The sequence below is a fragment of the Sporosarcina limicola genome, assembly GCF_014873855.1.
GTDB classification, from domain to species: Bacteria; Bacillota; Bacilli; order Bacillales_A; family Planococcaceae; genus Sporosarcina; species Sporosarcina limicola.
The window spans coordinates 179028-200546 of the sequence record NZ_JADBEL010000004.1; the positions used below are offsets into that span (position 1 = coordinate 179028).

The 21519-nt window shown below is 42.0% G+C and carries 24 protein-coding genes; all 24 read left to right on the top strand.

The window, feature by feature from the left end:
* Positions 1-75 precede the first annotated feature (75 nt).
* The 24 genes from H4683_RS05785 (at position 76) to aroA (ending at position 21502) form a co-directional block, all read left to right on the top strand.
* Positions 76-1353, top strand: a complete 1278-nt coding sequence (locus tag H4683_RS05785) for a PepSY1/2 domain-containing protein (RefSeq protein WP_192597886.1) — start codon at positions 76-78, stop codon at positions 1351-1353.
* Positions 1354-1408: 55 nt separating this feature from the next.
* Positions 1409-2074, top strand: coding sequence for a flagellar brake protein (locus H4683_RS05790; RefSeq protein ID WP_192597887.1), 666 nt, complete (start codon positions 1409-1411; stop codon positions 2072-2074).
* An 85-nt stretch (positions 2075-2159) separates the two neighbouring features.
* Positions 2160-2837 carry a (d)CMP kinase gene (cmk, locus tag H4683_RS05795; RefSeq protein ID WP_192597888.1) on the top strand — a complete coding sequence of 226 codons (678 nt, stop codon included), beginning with the start codon at positions 2160-2162 and terminating at the stop codon, positions 2835-2837.
* A complete protein-coding gene (locus H4683_RS05800) occupies positions 2834-3418 on the top strand; it encodes a lysophospholipid acyltransferase family protein (protein ID WP_192597889.1) in 585 nt (194 codons plus the stop codon). Before cmk ends, H4683_RS05800 begins: the two co-directional genes overlap by 4 nt.
* A gap of 78 nt (positions 3419-3496) precedes the next feature.
* Positions 3497-4639 carry a 30S ribosomal protein S1 gene (gene rpsA / locus H4683_RS05805; RefSeq protein WP_192597890.1) on the top strand — a complete coding sequence of 381 codons (1143 nt, stop codon included), beginning with the start codon at positions 3497-3499 and terminating at the stop codon, positions 4637-4639.
* A 173-nt stretch (positions 4640-4812) separates the two neighbouring features.
* On the top strand, positions 4813-6123 hold the full coding sequence (gene der / locus H4683_RS05810; protein ID WP_192597891.1) for a ribosome biogenesis GTPase Der: 1311 nt from the start codon (positions 4813-4815) through the stop codon (positions 6121-6123).
* Positions 6124-6155: 32 nt separating this feature from the next.
* A complete protein-coding gene (locus H4683_RS05815; protein ID WP_192597892.1) occupies positions 6156-7178 on the top strand; it encodes an NAD(P)H-dependent glycerol-3-phosphate dehydrogenase in 1023 nt (340 codons plus the stop codon).
* 37 nt (positions 7179-7215) lie between these two features.
* Positions 7216-7410 carry a DUF2768 domain-containing protein gene (locus tag H4683_RS05820; protein ID WP_420826545.1) on the top strand — a complete coding sequence of 65 codons (195 nt, stop codon included), beginning with the start codon at positions 7216-7218 and terminating at the stop codon, positions 7408-7410.
* The gene (locus H4683_RS05825) at positions 7410-8132 is read left to right on the top strand and encodes a hypothetical protein (protein ID WP_192597894.1); all 723 of its coding nucleotides are present in this window, start codon (positions 7410-7412) and stop codon (positions 8130-8132) included. The genes H4683_RS05820 and H4683_RS05825 overlap by 1 nt, the downstream gene beginning before the upstream one ends.
* Positions 8133-8208: 76 nt before the next feature.
* Positions 8209-9687 (top strand): stage IV sporulation protein A, encoded by a 1479-nt coding sequence (gene spoIVA / locus H4683_RS05830; protein ID WP_192597895.1) that lies wholly within the window; start codon positions 8209-8211, stop codon positions 9685-9687.
* A gap of 164 nt (positions 9688-9851) precedes the next feature.
* Entirely contained in the window at positions 9852-10124 is a 273-nt protein-coding gene (locus tag H4683_RS05835) for an HU family DNA-binding protein (RefSeq protein WP_192597896.1), read from the top strand.
* A gap of 284 nt (positions 10125-10408) precedes the next feature.
* Positions 10409-10978 carry a GTP cyclohydrolase I FolE gene (gene folE, locus H4683_RS05840; RefSeq protein ID WP_192597897.1) on the top strand — a complete coding sequence of 190 codons (570 nt, stop codon included), beginning with the start codon at positions 10409-10411 and terminating at the stop codon, positions 10976-10978.
* Positions 10979-11046: 68 nt separating this feature from the next.
* Positions 11047-11268, top strand: a complete 222-nt coding sequence (gene mtrB, locus H4683_RS05845; RefSeq protein ID WP_192597898.1) for a trp RNA-binding attenuation protein MtrB — start codon at positions 11047-11049, stop codon at positions 11266-11268.
* Between the two features lie 50 nt (positions 11269-11318).
* A complete protein-coding gene (locus H4683_RS05850) occupies positions 11319-12059 on the top strand; it encodes a heptaprenyl diphosphate synthase component 1 (RefSeq protein WP_192597899.1) in 741 nt (246 codons plus the stop codon).
* A gap of 18 nt (positions 12060-12077) precedes the next feature.
* Positions 12078-12776, top strand: coding sequence for a demethylmenaquinone methyltransferase (locus tag H4683_RS05855; protein ID WP_192597900.1), 699 nt, complete (start codon positions 12078-12080; stop codon positions 12774-12776).
* A 24-nt stretch (positions 12777-12800) separates the two neighbouring features.
* Entirely contained in the window at positions 12801-13775 is a 975-nt protein-coding gene (locus H4683_RS05860) for a polyprenyl synthetase family protein (RefSeq protein WP_192597901.1), read from the top strand.
* A gap of 85 nt (positions 13776-13860) precedes the next feature.
* The gene (gene ndk, locus H4683_RS05865; RefSeq protein WP_192597902.1) at positions 13861-14307 is read left to right on the top strand and encodes a nucleoside-diphosphate kinase; all 447 of its coding nucleotides are present in this window, start codon (positions 13861-13863) and stop codon (positions 14305-14307) included.
* Positions 14308-14409: 102 nt separating this feature from the next.
* A complete protein-coding gene (locus tag H4683_RS05870; RefSeq protein ID WP_192597903.1) occupies positions 14410-15180 on the top strand; it encodes a CheR family methyltransferase in 771 nt (256 codons plus the stop codon).
* A gap of 113 nt (positions 15181-15293) precedes the next feature.
* Positions 15294-16475: a chorismate synthase gene (gene aroC / locus H4683_RS05875; protein WP_192597904.1), complete on the top strand. Its 1182-nt coding sequence runs from the start codon at positions 15294-15296 to the stop codon at positions 16473-16475.
* 1 nt (position 16476) lies between these two features.
* Positions 16477-17565, top strand: a complete 1089-nt coding sequence (gene aroB / locus H4683_RS05880; protein WP_192597905.1) for a 3-dehydroquinate synthase — start codon at positions 16477-16479, stop codon at positions 17563-17565.
* Between the two features lie 13 nt (positions 17566-17578).
* On the top strand, positions 17579-17941 hold the full coding sequence (gene aroH, locus H4683_RS05885; RefSeq protein ID WP_192597906.1) for a chorismate mutase: 363 nt from the start codon (positions 17579-17581) through the stop codon (positions 17939-17941).
* 27 nt (positions 17942-17968) lie between these two features.
* Entirely contained in the window at positions 17969-19063 is a 1095-nt protein-coding gene (gene hisC, locus H4683_RS05890) for a histidinol-phosphate transaminase (protein ID WP_192597907.1), read from the top strand.
* 2 nt (positions 19064-19065) lie between these two features.
* Complete coding sequence (locus tag H4683_RS05895) at positions 19066-20178, top strand: prephenate dehydrogenase (protein WP_192597908.1); 1113 nt, start codon at positions 19066-19068, stop codon at positions 20176-20178.
* A 16-nt stretch (positions 20179-20194) separates the two neighbouring features.
* Complete coding sequence (gene aroA, locus H4683_RS05900) at positions 20195-21502, top strand: 3-phosphoshikimate 1-carboxyvinyltransferase (RefSeq protein ID WP_192597909.1); 1308 nt, start codon at positions 20195-20197, stop codon at positions 21500-21502.
* Positions 21503-21519 lie beyond the last annotated feature (17 nt).

Consider the following 21519-nt stretch of genomic DNA (forward strand, 5'->3'; position numbering starts at 1 on the left):
GTCGAAAGGAGGATAGGCAAAAGTTGAAGGGAGTGACGGATACTTCCGGCTAACTTTTGCCATATTATGAAAAAGATGATTTTTGTACTTGTATACGCAATTACTACACTGACGATTTTTTCATTTGGAAAAGCCGCTGAGAATGAACAGCTTTCGATTGCGTTAAGCGGACAGTACGCCAGAAAGATGACAGATGCCTCCAAAAAGCTTGAGGAACTCGATACAGCAGTAAAGAAAACATTATTATTCAATGAATCAGATGGCTCTTCAAAGGCACGTGAAGATATTTGGCGACTATCATCTGATATTAAAAATTCGGTTTCGTCATTACCACTCGACCAAAGCTTCTCGACATCGTGGATGAATTATCTAGGACGGCTAGGCAATTATGCTAAGGAGGCCGACCGTGTAACAGATCATAATGAATACCTTCGCGTTATGGGACAAGCATCCAAAAACCTTCGTGCAATGGCAGATGAGTGGGAGGTTGCAACTACTGGAATGGTGAGCGGGAAATTAGCTATCAGCGATTGGACTAATCGATTGGATGCAACTAAATCAGGACATGATTGGTCAGGAATGGGCACTACAGTGAAACAGTATACAGAAAGTGACTTCCCGCTGACGGCAAGTGAATCGGATTCTATGAAGAAGAAAGAACTGCGAAACATGCCAGATTCGGAAGTGACACGCGAAGAGGCAGTAGAACGCTTTAAAAAATTATTTCCGTCGGTTTCAAACGAGATAATTGGCGTAGAAACAAGTAAATCAGGCTCGCCCTATCCATTTTATCATATTCGATTTGCGGAGAATCAGTCCATTGGCTACATTGATATTCTGGAAAAAGGAGGTCATGTCCTTTCCTTTTTATCCGAAAGACCGTTTGGCAAGGAAGTTCTGCCGTTTGAAGATATCCAAAAGAAGGCCGAAAAGTTTCTTGCAGATGCAGAATATAAGGACCTTGTCTATGAAGAGGCGAGAGAAAACAATACAGCGTGGCATATGGTGTATGTCAGAGTGGAGCCGCGATATGGTGCGAAAGTATTCTCAGACACAATTCATCTAAAAGTCGCAAAGGATATAGGGAGTATTGTTGGATTGGATGCTTCTGAATATATTAGAAAAGAAAATACACACCCACAACCCATTACAAAAAAAGATTGGAAGAAATTTTTCCATGCTAACGTTCAGGTCGTTAAGGAAGAGTTGGCGTATGTTGAAAATGAACGGCTAGAACAACGGTTAGTTCATTATCTAACTGTCACAATAGATGAACATGGAGTCATAGGGACGTATGCAGTTATCATTGATACTGAAACATCCGAAGTGATTAAAACGGAAAGATTGCAATAAGTTAAAAAATAGCATTGGAAGCCTCATCCATTTTGTGACATAATAGAGTAAATACATGGGATGGCAGGTGACTGAAGTGCTATTATCGATTGAGACAATTATTTCTATCGACAAAAAAATTGCAAAGGGCAGTGAGAAATATAAAAGTAAAGTGATTGATATAGGTGATGAATTCATAGTGATTGATTATCCGACGCATATAGAAACAGGGCGGATTGCGTTCTTCATAGATGGGGCGCAAATACATGTTACATTTACGAACAGTATGAAATCGTCATATGCTTTCCAAGCTAAAGTGATTGGGCGGGTTAATAAAGGAGTACCGTTGTTGAAATTAAGTTACCCTGGTGATGATCAGCTGATTAAAATTCAACGGCGCGAATTTGTGAGGGTGGAGACTCCTATCGATGTTGCAATTGAAAAAGACGGGCAATTCAGCCAGTGTGTTGCGGAGGATATTAGTGCGGGGGGAATTGCGATTAATCTCCCAGTTCAAAAGGAATTCAAAGAAGGTGATTCGCTGGGAATAACCATCACTCTCCCGTTTATATCCAAAGATATAAAATATATCAAAGCAGATATGACGATTATTCGAATATGGGAAAAAGACGGCAGGAAAATAGCTTCTTTACAGTTTGAGGAAGTGCCTCAGGATGATCGTCAAAATATTGTTCGTTTCTGTTTCGAACATCAACTCCGAATGAGAAAAAAAGAACAATAAATTTAAAGGGAAATGTCTCCACATAGGGACTTTTCCCTTTTCCTTATGATACAATGTTGTCGAATTGACAACGGGGGTAGATGAAATGTCTAAGGGAATAAAAATTGCAATCGACGGTCCTGCAGCAGCAGGAAAAAGCACGATTGCTAAAATGGCGGCTGAAAAACTGGGTTATACGTATATTGATACAGGAGCCATGTATCGTGCTCTTACGTATAAAGCATTAGTACGGAACATAGATATAAATGACGGAGATTATCTCGGGGAATTGCTTCAACAGACGGAAATTCTTTTAGTTCCCTTACAAGAAAGGCAAGCAGTTATTATGGATGGGGTAGACGTCTCGGAAGCGATTCGTTCTCAAAATGTAACAACAAATGTATCGACAGTTGCTACCCATACAGCAGTACGTCAACTGATGGTGGAGAAACAACGTAAACTATCCGAAGGGACAGGAGTTGTGATGGATGGCCGAGATATCGGAATAGCTGTATTGCCGGATGCTGAATTAAAAATCTTTATGACTGCCTCTGTTGAAGAGAGAGCGAAGCGTCGTCATATTGAAAATAGTAAGCGGGGTATCTCAACATCCCTCACGCAGTTGAAGGCTGAAATAAGTGAGCGAGATCGTATTGATAGTGAAAGGGAAGTATCCCCCCTTAGACGAGCGGGAGATGCTGTTCTAATTGATACTACGCTGATGACCATCGAGGAAGTGGCGAAAAAAATTAGTGAGCTTGCCGAAGAGAGGAAAGAGCAATGAATTTATATCCTTTAGGAAAATTTATCATGAGTACCATTCTTTATCCTCTCTATCGGATTAAAACAATTGGCAAGGAAAACTTTCCTAAAGAAGGAGGAGTCCTTCTTTGTACGAACCATATTCATAATTTTGATCCACCTGTTGTTGGTATTACATGCCCGCGACCTGTTCATTTTATGGCAAAAGAAGAGTTATTCAAAGCACCGATTTTGAAAACGATTCTTCCGAGTATCAAAGCTTATCCTGTAAAAAGAGGGAAGGGCGATAGAGAAATGTTCAGACGAACTCTATCTGTACTAAAATCGGGCAATGTTGTAGGTCTATTTCCAGAAGGAACGAGAAATACAACGGGAGAATTAGGAAAAGGGCTTGCAGGTGCTGGATTCTTTGCGTTGAAAGGAAACGTGAACGTAGTACCTTGTGCAATTGTAGGACCCTACAAGCCGTTTAGAAGATTGAAAGTCGTCTACGGAAAGCCAATCGATATAAATCCGTACAAAGAAAGAAAGGCATCTGCCGAAGAAGTGACAGCAGTCATCATGGAGGAAATTCGAAAACTTCTTGAACAGAATAAATCTTGAAAATAAGGGTAAATTTTTGTTTTTTTGAATCAATTCGCATACTATAGAAGTAGGATTCTTTATGGAGGAGGACTACATATGACTGAAGAAATGGTTTTGGAATCAGCAAAGAGCTACAATGAAGGGGATCGCGTTACCGGGAAAATAACAAAAGTGGAAGACAAATCGGTGACAGCTGAAATAGCAGGAGCGCCGTTTGACGGAATCATTCCAATTAGTGAACTGTCAAGCCTTCACATTGAAAATGCGTCAGATGTGGTTAAAGAAGGCGATGAACTTGAATTAATCATCATAAAAGTGGAAGAAGACAACTATGTTCTGTCTAAACGAAGAGTTAACGCAGAAGACGCATGGGGTTCCCTTGTAGAGAAGTTCAACAATAAAGAGACAATTGAAACAGAAGTAAAGGATGTTGTCAAAGGTGGACTTGTAGTTGACATGGGTGTCCGTGGCTTTATTCCAGCATCACTTGTGGAAGATCACTTCGTTGAATCGTTTGAAGAATACAAAGGCCGACTAATGACATTCAAAATTGTTGAACTAGATAAAGAAAAAAATCGTCTTATCCTTTCTCATCGCGCAGTTATCCAAGAAGAGAAAGCATCTCAAAAAGGTGAAGTGATGGAAAACATCAAAGAAGGTCAAGTGATTGAGGGAACTGTTCAACGTATAGCCTCATTTGGTGCTTTCGTTGATATCGGTGGTGTTGATGGACTTGTCCATATTTCACAATTATCACATAATCATGTTGAGGTAGTCTCAGACATCTTAAAAGAAGGGGACAAAGTCAATGTGAAAGTGTTATCAGTAGATCGGGATGCAGAACGGATTTCCCTATCCATCAAAGACACGTTGCCTGGACCTTGGGAAGGTATCGAAGAAAAGGCACCAGTAGGCTCTACACTCGAAGGAACTGTGAAACGACTAGTTTCATACGGAGCATTCGTTGAAGTGGTCCCTGGCGTCGAAGGACTTGTCCATATCTCGCGCATTTCTCACCAACACATCGGCACACCACATGAAGTACTACAAGAAGGCCAAAAAGTGGATGTCAAAGTCTTGGATGTCAATAAGGACGAAAAACGTCTATCCCTTAGCATCAAAGATCTTGTTGAAAAAGAAGCCGACAATTCATATGGCGATTATAAAATGCCCGAGGAAGCGTCTGGCTTTTCCCTAAGTGATGTTATCGGAGATCAGCTGAAAAACTTTTCAAAATGATTTCGCATTTGTGAGCAGTGATTACTATACGGATGGACGGTGGTGCTGATATAGGCATCATCGTCTTTTTTTAAGTGTTGTTTGAGTGCCAGGCACTAAAAATACGTTCGTTTAGACGTTCGAAAGATTATTGTGTATAATATGCAGAAGATAAGCTGGAAGGATGTTAGATTATGACGAAACCAACAGTAGCAATTGTCGGTAGACCAAACGTCGGGAAATCGACAATATTCAATCGTATCGTTGGTGAAAGAATATCGATTGTCGAAGACGTTGCGGGAGTTACACGTGACCGTATTTATAGTTCGGCAGATTGGCTTAGCCATGAGTTCAATCTCATTGATACAGGTGGAATCGACATCGGGGATGAACCTTTTCTTGAGCAAATCCGAGCACAAGCTGAGATTGCAATAGATGAGGCGGACGTCATCGTATTCCTTGTGAATGGCCGTGAAGGCGTAACGGACGCAGATGAACAAGTTGCCAAGATCTTATACAAAACTAAAAAACCTGTCGTTCTTGCGGTGAACAAGGTCGACAATCCTGATATGAAAGAAATGATCTATGATTTCTATGCACTTGGATTCGGTGATCCTTATCCGATTTCAGGATCTCATGGTCTTGGTCTAGGGGATCTGCTTGATAAGGTAGCGGAAAGTTTCCCGGAAACGGAAGAAGAAATAATTGAAGACGACGTCATCCGCTTTTCATTGATTGGTAGACCAAATGTCGGAAAGTCTTCACTTGTAAATGCATTTTTAGGTGAAGATAGGGTTATCGTCAGTGAGGTTGCCGGGACGACTAGGGATGCAATCGATACATCGTATGTACATGACGGACAGAAATATAAAATTATTGATACTGCCGGCATGCGTAAGAAAGGGAAAGTATATGAAAACACTGAGAAATATAGTGTTCTCCGTGCGTTGAAGGCGATTGACCGTTCGGATGTCGTCCTCATCGTTATTAATGGAGAAGAAGGAATCCGCGAGCAGGACAAGCGGATTGCTGGCTATGCGGAAGAAGCAGGAAAAGGTGTTCTTATCGTCGTCAACAAATGGGATGCAGTCGTAAAAGATGATAAAACGATGAATAAATTCACAACAGATATACGTGAGAATTTCCTATTTCTCGATTATGCTCCAATCGCTTTTGTTTCAGCAAAAACGAAACAGCGCGTTCAAAGCTTATTTGAAAAAGTTACAAAGATTAGCGAAAACCATGCATTACGCATCCAGTCAAGTGTGTTGAACGAAGTAGTCGAGGATGCTGTTGCAAGAAACCCAGCGCCGACAAGTAAGGGACGTCGACTTCGTATCTACTACGCAACACAAGTTGCGGTCAAACCGCCGACATTTGTCGTCTTTGTGAACGAACCCGAGCTGATGCACTTCTCATATGAACGCTTTTTACAAAACCGTCTTCGGGAGTCATTTGGCTTTGAGGGTACACCGATTCGTCTCATCACTCGCGCGAGAAGCTGACTACTTCGTCGAAGAAAGGGTGTTTTTATTAAATGGAAAAAGTATCTGTGATTGGTGCTGGAAGCTGGGGCACAGCTATCGCCTTCGTCCTAGCTGAAAACGGTCATGATTGTCTACTTTGGGCGAGACGCACTGAACAGTCTGCTGAAATTAACAATAAGCATACAAATGATTCATATTTACCCAGCATTTCGTTACCGGATAACTTGAAGGCGACATCAGACTTGGAAGCTGTGGCGAGGCATGGTGACACTGTAATTATCGCTGTTCCGACAAAGGCGATACGCGAAGTTTGTGCCGAGTTGAATAGGATGGAATTGGGTCTAAAACTCGTTGTACATGTATCAAAAGGAATTGAACCAGATTCGTTGAAACGAATCTCCGAAATGATTACAGAAGAGTTGTCACCTTCGAAAATGAAGGCAGTCGTTGCTCTTTCTGGACCTAGTCATGCAGAGGAAGTCGTTCTTCACCATCCGACAACTGTGACGGCAGCTTCAACCAATATTGAAGCAGCAGAAAAAGTGCAGGACTTATTTATGAACAATTATTTCAGGGTCTACACGAACCCTGATATTGTCGGAGTGGAAATCGGGGCTGCACTAAAGAATGTTATCGCACTTGCGGCCGGCGTGTCAGATGGACTTGGCTATGGCGATAACGCGAAAGCGGCGCTGATTACACGGGGCTTAGCAGAGATTTCAAGATTGGGTGTGAAGATGGGAGCAAGCCCTCTTACATTTTCTGGTCTAACGGGTCTAGGCGATCTGATTGTCACGTGTACAAGCGTTCATTCCCGAAACTGGAAAGCTGGTAACTTGCTTGGCAAAGGGCATAGTCTCGAGGAGGTCGTCTCGGGCATGGGGATGGTCATTGAAGGTGTCCGGACAGCGAAAGCTGCCCATCAGCTTGCAGCGCGTCATGATGTATCGATGCCGTTAACCGAAGCGCTCTATTCTGTATTGTTTGAAGATGTTCCGCCGAAACAAGCGGTTGATCAGCTTATGAATCGTATGAAAAGGCAGGAAATTGAAGATCTTTTTGGTACTAAGTGACTTTTAATATATGAAAGGAGGACTTCCTTTGTCCTCTATGGATAAAATGTGGTTGTCGTTTTATGCGATGGGTTTCATGGTGATTTCGATGGGTCTCATTTACGCGAGTAGACATAAACTGAACAACCGGTTATTAAAAATCGTGTTTGCCATCACTGCTTATTCGCTACTCATATTCTCCTTTTTGGCAATGATCTATTTGGTATTTAATGGACCAACAGGAGGGGCATGATGAAACTGACGATAAAAAAAATACGATTTCTGTTATTTATGTCATTTGTGTTACTACTTTCTGGATGCATGAATTCTCCAGATAAAAACCCGAGTCAAGAAATTCCTTACGCTGACCAATTAAGCACGATGCAAAAAGTAATTGACGCTTATCAGGAAAAATCGGGTGGTCTGTTACCGATTAAAACACGTGATATGGAAACGGATATGTACATAAAATATCCAATTGAATTCTCGAACATCGTACCAACTTATACAGGAGAAATCCCCTCCAATGCATTTGAAATGGGAGGGATCTATCAGTATGTCCTGATGGATGTAGAAACAAATCCCACAGTCAAGCTCGTCGATTTACGAGTCGCAGAACGGATTCGCGAATTGAATGTAAGGAAAAATATTAATGGTTATGTACCTTTCAAAGATCCAATCGGTGAAAACGTCTTTTTAATCGATTTTGAGAAAATGGGATTTAAAGAGCCGTTGACAGTTCCGAGTCCGTATTCCGATGTTCAATTACCAGTTGTTGTTGGTGGGGATGGACATTTTTATATTGACTATTCGGTTGACTTGAACCGGATGCTGATGGAAAAGCAACATGATGTCAAAGAAGGTGAAGATATCCGTTTCCTATTAGCTGACAATTATCCTGTATTACCAGCTTATTCATTACCTTATACGGTGAACAATCAAAATGAACCTGTTTTCATGAAAATATCGAAATGAAAAACGTTTCATGCGTATACGCATGAAACGTTTTTTTAATACATAAACTACTATGAGCAGATAAGGAGGGCGATGGATGAAAGAGGAATTGTATGAAAATCTAGCTAGACGCACGGATGGCGACATCTATATCGGAGTTGTCGGCCCTGTTCGTGTAGGAAAATCCACGTTTGTGAAGAGGGTCATGGAAGAAGTCGTCATTCCAAACATGACAGATGCAACGGATCGAATTCGAGCGCAGGACGAACTTCCGCAAAGTTCACCAGGTCCAATGATAATGACGGCGGAACCGAAATTTGTCCCCGCACAGGGGACCTCGGTATCCGTAGGAGACGGAGAGTTGAAATTCCAAATTCGTCTAGCAGATTGTGTGGGCTACGTAATCGACGGTGTGAAAGGCTACGAGGACGAGAATGGCCCTAAATACGTTCATACGCCATGGCATAACGAACCTATACCATTTGAGGAAGCGGCGCGTATCGGCACGGACAAAGTGATTAGGGACCATTCCACGATTGGTATACTTGTCACGACGGACGGAACCGTGAATAACATCCCGCGAGCTGCAGCAGAAGTGGCGGAAATAGAAATCGTCAACAAGTTAAAAGATATTGGAAAACCATTCGTCATCGTGTTGAATTCAAAAATGCCAGCCAATGAAAAGACGGTCGCATTGAAAAAAGAATTACATCAAACCTATGGTGTGCCTGTTATCGCAATCAGTGCCGATCAGCTCAATGCACAGGAAATTCAACTCATTTTAAAAGAGGCACTTTATGAATTCCCAATCTCGGATATTGAGTTGCAAAAACCTGATTGGATGGATGTACTTGGAAGTGAACATGAATTAAATTCTTCAATTGACAAAGTTATTAATGAAGGTTTTCTTGAAGTATCGAAAATTCGCAAGGTTCAAGAACTTGCAGAGCGTTTAAAAGAAGAAAATCACGTCAGACATGCCGAAGTTGTCGAAGTAGATGCGGGAAAAGGAAAAGCAATCGTGAAAATTGACATTGATGAACAAACATTCCGTGAAGTATGCGAAGAAATCATGGGACAGGAAATCGGCACAAAAAAAGACTGGTTATTGTTTGCACAAGAAGCTGCTAAGGCCAAGAAGTCATATGATATGTACGCTGAAGCAATCGAAACGGCTAAGAAACAAGGTTACGGTGTTGCGTTACCAGCAATAGATGACTTCAATCCTACCGCCCCGGAACTGATTAAACAAAATAACTTTTTCGGTGTACGTATGAAAGCTACAGCACCGTCGCTTCATATTATTCGGGTTGATATGGAAGCCGAGTTTTCACCACTCATCGGTTCGGAATTCCATAGTCATCATCTTTTGAAAGAATTAAAAAATGCCTATTTACATGATCGGGAAGCACTTTGGCAAACACAACTTTTTGGTACCCCCCTCCACGAAGTTATGAAGGAAAGCATACGATTCAAAACGGCCTCTGTACCTCAAAATGCCCGAAAACGTCTTCGAGAAACAATCGAACAGATGGTGAACGATGGAAATAAAGGAATGATAACATTTATCGTCTAAACAGAAAAAGATCCGTAAAAAGCGGATCTTTTTCTGTTTTTCGCATTTATTTATGTGTGAAATTTAGGAACTGACGATAATATTCTTGCGTCACGGTTTTTCTTGTGATACTCTTTTTACAGTATTGAAAGCTATTAAATCCCCTTTGAGAGGAGGTGAATGGTGTGAACAAAACAGAATTGATTAACTCTGTAGCTGAAGCAGCAGAACTAACTAAGAAAGATGCTACAAAAGCTGTTGAAGCTGTATTTGATACAATCCAATCGACTCTTGCAAAAGGTGAGAAGGTACAACTGATCGGTTTCGGAAATTTCGAAGTACGTGAACGTGCTGCTCGTAAAGGACGTAATCCTCAATCAGGGGAAGAAATCGATATTGCGGCAAGCAAAGTACCAGCTTTCAAAGCGGGTAAAGCGCTCAAAGATGCAGTGAAATAATCTCCAGGCTTACATAGGAGTCTGTCCGGCGAATCTGTTTTCAGGTTCATTGGGCGGGCTCCTTTCCGTTGTTTAGAGCTTATGCGATGCAGGGTCAACCCTATTTGTTATCGTAGGACGCAGCGGACTTAGGTTTCTTTCCTTTGTTGCTACAGGTTATCTGTCTTTATTCGCGAACTTGATTGCCATCTTTATTTAGAGACCGTGAACTGTACTGAAATGGAGGAGTATGCTACTATTTTTGTTGGAATAGCATTAGTTTCAATTGAGGAGGTTTCGTATTTATGAAAGATGTCGATTATAGGAAGATAGAAAAAGCGGTTACAATGATTCTTGAAGCAATCGGGGAAAATCCTGAGCGCGAAGGTTTGATTGATACTCCAAAGCGGGTCGCTAAAATGTACGCTGAAGTGTTTGAAGGGTTGAATAAAGATCCAAAAGATTATTTTAAAACTGTCTTCAACGAAAATCATGATGAAGTCGTCCTGGTGAAAGATATACCCTTCCATTCGATGTGTGAGCATCATCTTGTGCCTTTTTTTGGCCATGCACATGTCGCTTATATACCACGTGACGGTGTCGTTGCTGGACTCAGTAAACTAGCAAGAGCTGTTGAAACAACCGCAAAACGACCACAGCTTCAAGAACGTATTACATCGACCGTGGCTGATGCAATGATGGACATGTTGAATCCGATTGGAGTATATGTCATTATCGAAGCAGAGCATATGTGTATGACGATGCGTGGTATCAAAAAACCTGGAGCGAAAACGGTAACGACTGTAGCCCGAGGAATCTACGAACATGATGATGTGAAACGGGCTGAAATCTTGTCACTTATTAAAATGACTTGAGACCTTTGCGGTGAACTCCTTTTCTATGGTATGATTAGACTGTACAGGAACAGATTGGAGAGCTGAAAATGACACAAACCGACTATATCGTTATTGAAGCGAAAGAAGATGGTGTGAACGTCATCGGTCTGACGAGAGGAAACGACACGAAATTCCATCATTCAGAAAAACTTGATTGTGGCGAAGTGATGATTGCACAGTTCACCGAACATACGTCAGCAATGAAAATACGTGGCAAGGCCGATGTCCATACCGCATATGGTGTCGTGTCGAGTAAAGGGAAAGAATAATTCGTTTTTGAGACACTCCTCCAGGGACGTCTTTGAATGGAGATTCGACGATGGAAAAACAAAAAATGAAGCAATATATCGAAAACTATATAAGTGAAGTGGAGCGTTCGATTTATGAACCGATTGTGAACAGAGATGTTAGGTGCATAACTGTGGACGATGTCAAAGCCTTTTTCCTGCTTCTGCCGATGTTGAATGGGGAAAAGTGGACAAGTTCCATGAACACCGCTGCAATTGCAATTGGTGCAGTCCATGCAGCATTTGATGCGCATGATCGAATTGACTTATCCGATGCAACAACGAAGCAGCAACAGCTAACCGTACTATCAGGTGATCATTTCAGTGGAATCCATTATCGGCTTCTTGCATCTCAATCTGAATACAAATTCATTCGCTCATTGTCTAAGACAATCGGAGCCATCAATGAGATGAAGACAATATTTCACGAGCAATTACCAGATGGACCAGGGAAGCTGATTGAAGCTGTCCGTGTTATTGAAGCGGGATGTATAACAAATTTTTTACATACTTTTGGCTTTATGCAGTATATACCGCTTGCCAATGCTGTATTGCCACTCCTTAAGCTGGACAAGGGATTTTCTAAACATAAACTCGAGCTTTCCACTTACGGTCGGCCCGATCGTACGTTGGATACTGCCTTTGTAGACCAAGCAATCGTTCTGCTTATGACGGAATTGCAAGTCGCGATTGTTGAAGCTGATTTCCTCAAACCTTTTTTTCAACAGGAAATCCGCAACATGGCGATACCACTATTTGACAAGCCTATTTGAAGAAATGGGGTAGTACTCTTGGCATTATCAAAAGAACAGAAGGTCCATGAAGTGTTTGAAAAAATATCAAGTGATTACGATAAAATGAACTCTGTGATTAGTTTCAATCAACATAAAAAGTGGCGTGACGACATCATGGACCGTATGAACGTCCATGAAGGTGCTAGTGCGTTGGATGTCTGTTGTGGTACGGCAGATTGGACAATCGCCCTTTCGGAAGCGGTAGGATCTACTGGTGATGTGACTGGATTGGACTTCAGTATGGGTATGCTGGAAGCTGGCCAAACAAAAGTTATGGATATTCCTACCGTTTCGCTTGTACAAGGGAATGCAATGGATTTACCATTTCCCTCTAATACGTTTGATTATGTTACGATTGGTTTCGGCTTACGGAATGTACCGGATTACGCTACAGTGTTAAAAGAAATGCATCGTGTTCTAAAACCTGGAGGGATGATTGCATGCCTAGAAACTTCGCAATCCGAAATTCCTATATACAGGCAGTTATTCAGGTTTTATTTTAGATTTGTTATGCCTTTATTCGGAAAACTTTTCGCTAAAAGTTACAAGGAATATTCATGGCTTCAAGAATCTGCCAATGACTTCCTAGGTGCAAAGCAACTTGCTCAGCTTTTTGTGGAGGCAGGTTTTGTTGGAGTGTCGTATAAATCATATAGCGGTGGTGCCGCAGCGGGCCACGTAGGATATAAACAATAAAGACCGCAGGGGAAGGTAATTGTTTTGGAGAAATTGAAGTTAATAACGCTCTATGCCGATTTCCGTAAGGATCTCGCCTATATCGAGAAGGAACTTGAACGATCCGTAGAATCAACTTCCCCGGTCATTCGGCAAGCATCACTCCATCTTCTTCGGGCTGGTGGAAAAAGGATACGGCCTATTTTTGTCATCCTCGCATCCAAATTTGGTACTTATTCATTGGAGGACGTAGCAAAAGTAGCGGTCTCTTTGGAACTTGTACATATGGCATCTCTCGTACATGACGATGTGATAGACGATTCAGATATGCGCCGTGGCTTCGAAACAGTTAAGTCCAGATGGGATAACCGAATTGCAATGTATACTGGTGATTTTATTTTTTCTCGTGCACTTACAGCTATGGGAGATATCGAAATTCCGGAAGTTCACCAACTATTTGCAGAGACGATGCTTGAAATTTGTAAAGGTGAAATCATCCAAATTGATCATCAGCGGAAAACCAATCAGACAATTCGAGACTACTTACGTCGCATTAAACGGAAGACAGCGCTCCTTCTCTCATCGAGTTGTGAACTAGGTGCACTCGTTTCTAGGACAGACTCGAGTATTGTGGGTAGTTTGCGTCGTTTCGGTTACTTTGCTGGGATGGCTTTTCAAATAGTCGACGATATACTTGATATCACATCAACGGATGAAAAACTTGGGAAACCAGCTGGTAGCGATCTCTTGAATGGCCACTTAACACTGCCCGTTCTCTACATAAAAGATGACCTGAAATTCAAACCTTATTTGGAACGTTCGTTTGATGGGACTTTGACAGAAATGGAACGCGAAGAAATGCTTGTATACATCCGTAGTAGTGGTGCAATTCAAAAAGCGCAAGCAGTAAGTGATGTATACTTACGTAAAGCGTTGGATGAAATAGATGCTTTACCTGAAGGTGATGCGAAGAAAGCGTTCAAGCAAATTGCGGCATTTATAGGGAAACGAAAATATTAATGCACTAACAGTTGAAAGATTGTGAACTGAATGGTACGATCGAAAAGGAGAAATTCCGATACATAGTTATGAAGGAGTGTTAATGATGGAAAGAACATTTTTAATGGTTAAACCTGACGGTGTCCAACGTAATTTAATTGGAGAAATTGTTAGTCGTTTTGAAAGCAAAGGTTTTCAACTTGTAGGCGGAAAGCTTATGCAAATCACACGAGAACTTGCAGAGCAACATTATGGTGAGCATAAAGAACGTCCTTTCTTCGGAGAGCTTGTTGATTTCATCACATCAGGACCTGTATTCGCAATGGTATGGGAAGGCGAAAATGTTATTTCTGTTGGTCGCCTTATGACTGGTGCAACAAATCCGAAAGAATCGGCTCCTGGAACAATTCGTGGCGACTTCGCAGTCACTGTTGGCAAGAATATTATCCACGGTTCTGATGCTCCGGAATCAGCGGTTCGTGAAATCGGACTTTTCTTCAAAGATGCCGAGCTTGTTTCTTATGATAAAACGATGAACAGCTGGATTAACTAATTTTCAAAACAGCCAAGCGTATACCGTGCGGCTGTTTTTGTTATTCCGAAATGTGTTTCAATTAGTTATAATGGCTGGAACATATGAACGGGAGGGTTTATTTTGTCGGATTATACTACTTTCATCAAGAATATAAAGAATAAGACCGGAATCGATTTGTCGCTTTATAAAGAAGCACAGATGAAAAGAAGGCTGACATCTCATTACGAGAAAAGAGGTTTCCGTAGTTTTGTTGATTATTATGGGGCCCTACATAATAACAAAGAGTTGTTAGAAGAATTTCTTGATAGGATGACAATTAATGTATCGGAATTTTACCGCAATGCGCAGCGTTGGGATGTTCTTGAAAAAAAGATTTTTCCGAAGCTTCTTGCAGGGAATAGAAAACTAAAAATTTGGAGTGCTGCTTGTTCAACGGGAGAAGAACCGTACTCCATTGCAATGCTCCTATCATCTCTCGCTCCACTTCGTGATATATCTATACTTGCAACGGATCTTGATCTTGGTGTCATCAAACGTGCAAAAGTAGGTCTTTATTCTGAAAGGGCTTTAAAAGAAGCGCCTGTATCTATTAAAAATAAATATTTTATCAATGAGGGAAGCTTTTATCAAGTTAAAGACGAGATAAAACGTGCTGTTACGTTCAAACAACAAAATTTATTTGAAGATCGGTATGATACGGGGTTCGATTTAATCGTTTGTAGAAATGTCATGATTTATTTTACTGAAGAGGCGAAAAATCAGATTTACATGGATTTTTCAAAATCATTAAAACCAGGTGGGATTCTTTTTGTTGGAAGCACTGAGCAGATTTTTAACCCTGGGAAGTATGGTTTCGAGTCCGAAGATACATTCTTTTATAGGAAAGTTTAACTATCCGGATATTTTTCCGGATATTTTTCATATAAAGAGATAGTCAAATACACTTTACTTTGGTAGAGTGCTATAAAACGGATAAATGATTATCCCTTAGAGGAGGAAATGAAATGAGATATTTCACAGCTGGTGAATCACATGGTCCACAGTTGACGGCAATTATAGAAGGATTACCTGCTCAAATGGAATTAACAGCAGAAATGATAAACGGAGAATTATCGAGAAGACAAGGCGGCCACGGACGTGGAAGACGTATGCAAATCGAAAAAGACCAAGTCGTCATCTCATCAGGTGTCAGACATGGGAAGACATTAGGTTCACCTGTTACATTAACTGTAGTCAACGATGATTGGAAACATTGGACTACGATTATGGGCGTTGAACCTTTGGCGGATGACGTCAATCCTGAGGATGTAAAGCGGCAAATTACACGACCTAGACCTGGACATGCTGACCTCGTTGGTGGGATGAAGTATGGCCATCGAGATTTACGCAATGTGCTTGAACGGTCATCTGCTCGAGAGACGACGATGCGTGTTGCAATTGGTGCGGTTGCAAAGCAATTTCTTCGTGAACTTGGCATTCATACAGTTGCGCACGTAACGGAAATCGGCGGATTCACGACTGATCCGGATACATATGCAGGATTAGGAACTGCGGAACTGCGGGAGATTATTGTAAATGATTCCGTGTACTGTGCAGATCCGCAGGCATCGGTACAAATGGTGCAAGCGATAGATGAGGCGAAAAGACGCGGGGATACGCTCGGTGGCGTCGTTGAAGTCATCGTAGAGGGTTGCCCGCCTGGAATCGGGAGTTACGTCCAATTCGACCGCAAGATGGACGGTAAGCTTGCAGGGGCGATGATGAGCATTAATGCGTTCAAGGGTGTTGAATTCGGCATCGGTTTCCAAATGGCGAAAAAATATGGAAGTGAAGTCCATGATGAAATAGCTTGGAATGAAGAACAAGGCTATATCCGGAAATCGAATCGCTTGGGTGGACTTGAGGGTGGCATGACAACAGGAATGCCAATAGTTGTCAGGGGCGTCATGAAGCCAATCCCAACATTATATAAACCGCTAGAAAGTGTAGATATTGACACAAAAGAAGCATTTGTTGCGACGATTGAGCGCTCAGACCCCTGTGCAGTACCTGCCGCCTCTGTCGTAGCTGAGCATGTCATTGCGACTGAAATGGCAAAAGCGATTATGGATGAATTCCGTTCGGACACGATGGATGGTCTTAAAAAGGAGATTGAAGAATACAGACGATATGTAAAGGAGTTTTAATATGGGGAAACTTTCAGTAGACATTCTAAATCATGAATACAATGTCCATATTGGTCAACATTCCTATGAGCTGTTCGCAACAGAATACGCTGACCTTCTTGGAAGTGCGGACAGGATTGCGATCATAGCGGATGAACATGTTGCGAAACTCCATCTACCCCTATTGCAAGAAGCTTTACAATGCACGAATCGGGAGATTATCGTGAAGACAGTTCCAACTGGAGAAAGCTGCAAGAAACCAGCTGTCTACATTGAGTGTCAATCCTTCTTACTGAAAAATAATTTCACAAGGGATTCACTTATTATTGCTTTCGGCGGTGGCGCTTGTGGCGATCTCACAGGTTACGTCGCTGCGACGTTCATGAGGGGAATTCGCTATATCCAATGCCCGACGACTATTTTGGCGCATGACAGTGCGGTAGGTGGGAAAACAGCGATTAATATGCCAGAAGGGAAGAATATGGTTGGTTCATTCCACCAACCATCCGCTGTCCTTTTTCAAACAGATTTATTCAAAACACTGCCTCCACGCGAACTTCGCTCAGGAATGGCAGAACTATTGAAACATGCATTCATTTCGGATGAGGAATGGACACTTGAGTTACTATCCAGCCCATCTTTTTCACAACCGTCTATCGAATGGTTATCGACTGAACTGTTAAGAGGAATCGCTGTCAAAGCAAAAATCGTTGGAGAAGACGAATTTGAACACTCCATCCGTAAATACCTCAATTTTGGGCATACATTTGGCCATTCGGTAGAAGCAGCTTGCGGCTTTGGTGGGTTGAGTCACGGTGAGTGTGTCATGATTGGTATGGCGTACAGTCTAATTCTGAGTGAACAGCATGGATCAGTCGATGAACAACTAACAAACCGTTTTATCGATTTTTCAAAAACGAACGGGTATCTATTCGAACCAATCCATGAATATTCCTTCGACTTGTTTTTAAGTTATATGGAAAAGGATAAAAAAGCATCTTTCGGCAAACTGAATTTCGTCTTGCTTGATGGTATCGGAAGGCCGTATGTTAAGGAACTGGAAAGAGAGCAATGCGAGGAAGCGTTTAATCAGTTAAGACTGAGAGCGTAAGGGGGAGAGTCTAATGGTTAGAGGTTTAAGAGGGGCGACAACTGTCGCACAAGACGATGGACAATCTGTTCTAGTAGCAACGGAAGCGCTTGTGTCAGAAATGGCAAAGGCTAACGAGATAGAGCCAGAAGATATTATTTCTGTTGTTATTTCGACAACCAAAGATATAAAGTCAGCATTTCCTGCAAAAGCGGTACGTTCAATTGACGGATGGAAGTATGTTCCAGTCATGTGTACCCACGAAATGGATGTGCCAGGAGCGATGCCACTCTGTATTCGCGTCTTAATGCATGTAAATACGGCTATTCTACAAAAGGATATTCAACATCTTTACCAAAATGATGCTGTGAAGTTACGACCTGATTTACAACAATAATCTATATTCATTGAAGGAGGGATTGGCGTGAACTGGAAAACTGCGCTAGAAGACATGAAACCCTATATACCTGGCAAATCAATTGATGAAGTGAAACGTTTGTATGGACTGGAAGACGTCGTGAAACTCGCTTCCAATGAAAACCCGTATGGCTGCGCGCCATCCGTCAAAGAATTTCTTTCATCTACAGCATTTCAGCAAGAATTATATCCTGATGGTTATGCAAACGGACTACGGAAAAAACTTGCTGAAAAACATGGGGTGGATGAATCCACTTTGTTATTCGGAAACGGTTCAGATGAAATTGTCTCCATTATTACGAGAGCACTTCTTGACGAAGGCGTGAACACGGTAATGGCGACGCCGACATTTCCGCAATATGGACATAATGCAAAAATAGAAGGTGCGGAAGTGAGGGAGGTTCCGCTCAAGGATGGCCAACATGATTTAGAGGGGTTCCTTCGTGCAATGGACGACAAGACAGCGGTCATCTGGCTGTGTAGTCCGAATAACCCAACAGGTGAACTGATTCCGAGTGATAAGCTACTGGCATTTATTGAGCAAGTACCTATGAACGTTCTCGTCGTTTTGGATGAAGCTTATTTTGAATTCATTACCACACCAAATCATATTGACTCTATCACTTGGCTGGATAAATTCCCGAATATGATGATCCTCCGTACATTTTCCAAAGCATACGGCTTAGCAGCTTTTCGGATAGGCTATGGTATCGGGAACCCTACAATTATTACAGAGCTCAATAAGATACGGAATCCGTTTAATAATAATGTCTTGGCACTATCGGTTGCGGAAAAAGCACTTGATGATGAAGCGTTTATTGAACAATGTCGTAGGTTGAATCATGATCAGCGAGAGAGGTTCAAGCGTTACGCTCATGAAAATAAACTTCATCTTTTTCACTCTGAAGCGAATTTTATGTTGATTGAAGTGCCTGGTGATGCGGATGAAGCCGCGGAGAAATTATTGCAACGAGGATATATCGTGCGTAGCGGAAACGCATTAGGAACGCCTGGATACGTTCGAGTGACAATGGGTACAGAGCTGCAAAATACCGGTTTTTTAACAGCTTTTGATCACTTACTAACTGATAAAGGTAGATAACAATGACAATAAATATAGCAATTATAGGACTTGGTTTGATAGGTGGTTCGCTCGGTCTTGCGTTAAAAAGAAATCCTGATATCCATATAATTGGTTTTGATCAATCTTATTCGACAGCAGACGAAGCATATCGTAGAGGCGTAATCGATATAATCGCTCCTTCCGCTCAGTCGGCTGGTGAGCAAGCGGATATCATTATTTTTGCCACACCTGTCAATACAACTGTTGTACTCATGCAGGAAGCGATTGAATGGGCATTGAAAGAAGATATCATTATTACCGATACAGGCAGTACGAAAAAGCCGATTATGGATGCAGCAACCTTATTGATTGATAAAGGAATTTCTGTTATCGGAGGGCATCCAATGGCCGGTTCGCATAAAAGTGGTGTTTCTGCTGCAAAAGAGCATCTGTTTGAAAATGCCTATTATATTTTGACCCCTCCACCTAACGCAGATTCCGGACAAATCGAACGTCTGCGTGATTTGTTTGCTTCTACGAAGGGTAAAATCGTTGTACTTGATGCCGCTGAACATGACCGGATGACGGCAATTGTTAGCCATTTCCCCCATATTATAGCGTCTTCTCTTGTTGGGAGACTTGCAGATCAACAAGAAGGCCAGTCGTTTGTGAAAAATTTAGCGGCAGGTGGTTTTCGGGATCTTACGCGGATTGCATCCGCAGATCCAGTCATGTGGCGGGATGTGACGATTCAGAATAGGGACGAATTATTGACACAACTAGATGGATGGTTTGAAGAAATGGGCACTGTTAGGGATATGCTAGTAACGAATGACCCTGATGAAATTTATAATTTTTTTGCGGAAGCGAAAAAATTCCGTGATAATTTACCGTCTACATTTGAAGGCGCTACCCAAGGTGCACTTTATATGACATTCGATTTACATATCGACATTCCTGATCATCCCGGCGTCATTTCGGAAATCACAAAAATACTTGCTGATGACCGGATTAGTTTAACGAATATACGTATTGTCGAAACACGCACGGATGTGTACGGGATACTTGTCATTAGTTTTCAAACAAGCGATGATCGAAAACGAGCAAACGAGGTACTTTCGAAAGCAACGGATTATAGTATGCAAATACTTTAAATGGAGGCGACGCATGATGGGAATAAAGACATTGGAGTTTGAAAACCCGATTTTGAGCGGCAAACTTACGATTCCGGGGGATAAATCGATTTCCCATCGAGCCGTAATGCTTGGATCAATCGCAAAAGGGAAGACATCAATCTCCGGTTTTCTGGATGGGGAAGATTGTATAAGTACAATCAATATTTTTCGACAGTTAGGTGTATCGATTGAAAGAGAAGGAACGAAGGTTACAATTGATAGTCCTGGTATGTTGCGCTGGAAGACTCCGACACAAGTACTTTACGCTGGCAATTCTGGGACGACAGCAAGGCTTTTGCTTGGTATTCTTGCGGGTTCACGTATTACTTCTGTTTTAACTGGGGACGAATCACTATCCAATCGTCCTATGAATAGAGTGACGTTACCGTTACGGACGATGGGTGCATCGATTACCGGTGAACCGGACAGTAATCTTCTACCTCTGTCAATCACTGGAGGGCAATTGAAAGCAATCGATTATACAATGCCAGTAGCAAGTGCCCAAGTGAAATCGGCAATCCTTTTTGCAGGGTTAACTGCCGAAGGTGAAACCTCAGTCAGTGAGACAACAGTTTCGCGCGATCATACGGAACGGATGCTAATGCAATTTGGGGCAGATCTTTCGAAGAAAGGAAATACAGTGCGTTTGAAGGGTGGTCAACTATTACATGCGACAGATGTCGTTGTTCCAGGCGATATTTCATCCGCAGCATTCTTCATGGCGGCAGTTGCGATGCTAGAACGCAGTTCGGTTTCGTTCAAAAATGTTGGATTAAATCCGACAAGGACAGGAATTATTGATGTGTTGAAGGAGATGGGTGCTCAGGTTGAGATTGGTGAAGAAAAGGAACCGTTGGGTGAACCATATGGCGACGTCACTATTACTTACGGATCACTTCAGGGTATTGAAATTAGTGGTGCTATCATCCCGACACTGATTGACGAATTACCAGTTATTGCTCTTCTCGCAACGCAAGCTCAAGGCACAACAATTATTAAGGATGCGGCTGAGCTACGTGTGAAAGAAACGGATAGAATTGTTGCTGTGACAACGGAATTGAAAAAACTCGGTGCGGATATCGAGGCAACGGACGATGGGATGATTATTCACGGTCCTACAGCGCTAACAGGTGGGTCGCTTGCTTCCTACGGCGATCATAGATTAGGTATGATGGCTGCAATTGCTGCACTCGTCACATCGGGGCCGATACAGATTGAAGACCCTTCATGCATCGCAATCTCGTATCCCGGTTTTTTTGATGATCTCGAAAAGCTTGCAATCTCGACGAACTTAAAAGGATAATGGGCTCATGTATACAT